Annotated in this window: 2 protein-coding genes; both read left to right on the top strand. The window is 46.9% G+C overall.

All coding sequences use genetic code 11. The annotated features are described in order from the left end of the window. The first annotated feature begins 104 nt into the window (after positions 1–104). Entirely contained in the window at positions 105–1,718 is a 1,614-nt protein-coding gene (locus KDK14_RS11825; RefSeq protein WP_257265326.1) for a BCCT family transporter, read from the top strand. A gap of 241 nt (positions 1,719–1,959) precedes the next feature. After that, on the top strand, positions 1,960–3,132 hold the full coding sequence (locus KDK14_RS11820; RefSeq protein WP_257265325.1) for an iron-containing alcohol dehydrogenase: 1,173 nt from the start codon (positions 1,960–1,962) through the stop codon (positions 3,130–3,132). Positions 3,133–3,221: the final 89 nt, after the last annotated feature.

The raw sequence follows: 3,221 nt of genomic DNA, 5'->3' as shown, positions 1-3,221 counted from the left end.
TACGTTGCGCCTTGCATAGTAACTGTCCACTTAGCCAGAAATATACGATTCCATTCGGCCAACTACTTATTCGTGCATCCAGGTTTACCGAGTGGAGCATTACGATGAACAGCCAGAAATTAGCAACCGGTATTTTTGTTAATACCAACCCGGTAATGAGCATAGGCTCAACGGTTATCATTATCGCCTTTGTCCTGTTTACCATCATTGCCCCCGTATACGCTAATGGCATCTACGAAGCCGCCAAGAGATTTATTGCCACAGATCTTGCCTGGTATTACGTTATCCTGATGAGTTTCTTTTTACTCTTGGCCATATACACAGCATTCAGTCACTTTGGTCACATTAAGTTAGGTCATGACGACGAAAAACCGGATTACAGCTTCTTTTCCTGGTTCTCGATGCTGTTTGGTGCGGGTATCGGTATCGGCATTCTGTTTTGGAGTATTGCCGAGCCGATTCACCACTTCCAAAGCAATCCTTTTATTACCCAAGGGCAAGAAAAAACCCTTGAAGCCGCACAAATAGCGATGCGTGTCAGCATCTTTCACTGGGGTTTACACGGTTGGGCAATATTTGCTATCACCGGTATGGCAATAGCCTATTTCTCCTACCGCAAAGGCTTGCCATTATCTATTCGTTCTGGCTTGTACCCGGCTTTTGGCGACAAAATATACGGCCCGATTGGTCACATGGCTGACTTACTGGCTGTTTTTGGTACTGTCTTTGGTATCGCAACCTCGTTAGGACTGGGTGCGCAACAGATGAATGCAGGTATGAACTATCTGTTTGGCTTTAAAATAAATTCGGGCAATCAGGTGGTCATTATTACAATAATTTCCTTATTGGCAACCCTGTCAGCATTGCGTGGCTTGAACAATGGCCTGCACAAACTCAGCATATTAAACATGCGCCTTACGGTACTCATGCTGACCTTCTTTATTGTTCTGGGACCAACGGCTTATTTATTAGGCGCCTTTGCTACCAACCTGGGTGATTACATTACCAACGCCGTTGTGCTCGGTTTTTGGGTTGACCCAAATCCACAAAGTCAGTGGCAAGGGTGGTGGACCTTGTTTTATTGGGGTTGGTGGATCGCCTGGGCACCATTTGTCGGCATGTTTATTGCGCGAATCTCTAAAGGCCGTACGATCAAAGAGTTTATTCTTGGTGTCTTGATCGCACCAACATTACTGGCAACATTCTGGATAACCGCGTTTGGCAATACGGCTATTTTCATCGAGCTATTTGGTTCCGGCGGGATTGCTGAGGCGGTGAATAAAGATATTACTACTGCCCTGTTTGTCACCATGGAGTTAATGGACTTAGGTGCAATTATTGCCACCATTGGCGCAATTATCTGTACAGTAATGTCGGTGACTTACTTTATCACTTCTGCTGACTCTGCAACCCTGGTTATTTGTACGTTAGTCACTATGGGTCAACAAAAATCACCGCCTAAATTACGCATTTTCTGGAGCTTATTAATCGGTGCCGTTGCTGGTGTTTTATTAATTGTCGGTGGCTTAAAAGCGTTACAAACCGCCTCTATTATTGCTGCTCTACCTTATTCGATCGTCCTGGCTATTACTACCTGGGGTTTGTATAAGTCCTTGCGTGAGGAACTGAATTATAGCTTGCCATATTTAGCCACCCCCGAGGATGCTCCACTGCCGTCTGGATATGGTCAAAATTATGTTCACAAGCGAAATAAGTAAGAAACAGCAAAGTGTCTACCAGCTAATCAACATGCCTTGAATCGGCCGGGAAGCTTGCCAAATGGAATCGTATATTTTTGGCTAAGTGGGCAGTTACCCTGCATAGGCAGCATAGCGGTAGCTATATGACAAAGCTGCAACGAAACAGAGTGACTGATAATTTAGTCAGAAAATATGATTTCAGTTAACTACTTAAGCCCAAGCCGATGAAAAGAACTGCCAATCGAATAAGGAAAACAACATGTCTTCACAGATCATTCTTCCACGTATCATGCAAGTTGGTGCACAGGCGAGTCTGGCAGTCCCTGATATTCTGGACAGTATGGGCTGCCCCCGTGCCCTTATTGTCACTGATAACATGATGGTTAAATTAGGCTATGTTGCTAACATCACAAAAGTACTTGATCAAAAAAACACGACTGTTGATGTTTATTTTGATGTCTTCTCAGACACCGTGCCAGAGCCAACCGTTGCCTCCATTCAAGCCGGTGTGGCAATGGCCAGGGCAGGTAAGTATGACTGCATTATTGCGCTGGGTGGTGGCAGTTCTATCGATAGCGCCAAAGCCATTGCAATTCTCGCCAAATACGGCGGTGAAATGAAAGATTACCGCTTCCCCCGTATTGTCAACGAGCCCGGCTTACCGGTTATCGCCATTCCCACCACCGCCGGTACCGGCTCAGAAGCAACCCGTGTCACCATCATTACGGATGAAACCAACGACGAAAAAATGCTCTGTATGGGTGCCGGCTTTATGCCTGTTGCCGCACTGGTTGACTACACGCTGACCATCAGTGTGCCAGCCCGGACCACGGCAGACACCGGCATTGATGCCCTGACTCATGCCATTGAAGCTTATGTCAGTAAAAAAGCCAATGCCTACAGTGATACCCAGGCCATTGGGGCAATGAAACTTATTGCACCCAACCTGCGTAAGGTTTACCACAACGGTGAAGATCAACAGGCCAGAGAACACATGATGTTGGGCTCGACCCTTGGGGGTGTTGCTTTCTCTAACGCATCGGTTGCCCTGGTACACGGCATGAGCCGCCCCATTGGTGCTTTTTTCCACGTACCCCACGGTTTATCGAACGCCATGTTATTACCCAGTGTCACCGAATACTCGATTTCCGCGGCCCCCGGGCGTTATGCCGATTGTGCCCGGGCCATGGGCATCGCTTCTGTGCAGGACAGTAACCAGCAAGCCAATGAAAAATTATTAACGGAACTCAAGGCCCTTAACGACGAGTTATCAGTACCAACGCCAGCGCAATTCGGTATCGATAAAAATAAATTTTTCTCAGTTTGCCAAACCATGGCAGAACAAGCCCTGGCCTCAGGCTCGCCGGGCAATAACCCCAGAGTGCCAAGCGCTGAAGAGCTGGTAAGCCTGTATCAGGCACTATGGGATTAATACCAGTTCTGCCCTTTGAATATGAGATCAAGCAAGCAATGGCACTGACTTAAGCTTAAAAGCCCCGTAAACAGGGACATTGATATAGG

Origin of the sequence: Endozoicomonas sp. ONNA2 (genome assembly GCF_024606365.1) — a bacterium.
In the GTDB taxonomy this organism is placed as follows: Bacteria; Pseudomonadota; Gammaproteobacteria; order Pseudomonadales; family Endozoicomonadaceae; genus Endozoicomonas.
This window is presented reverse-complemented; position numbering and strand designations above follow the sequence as displayed.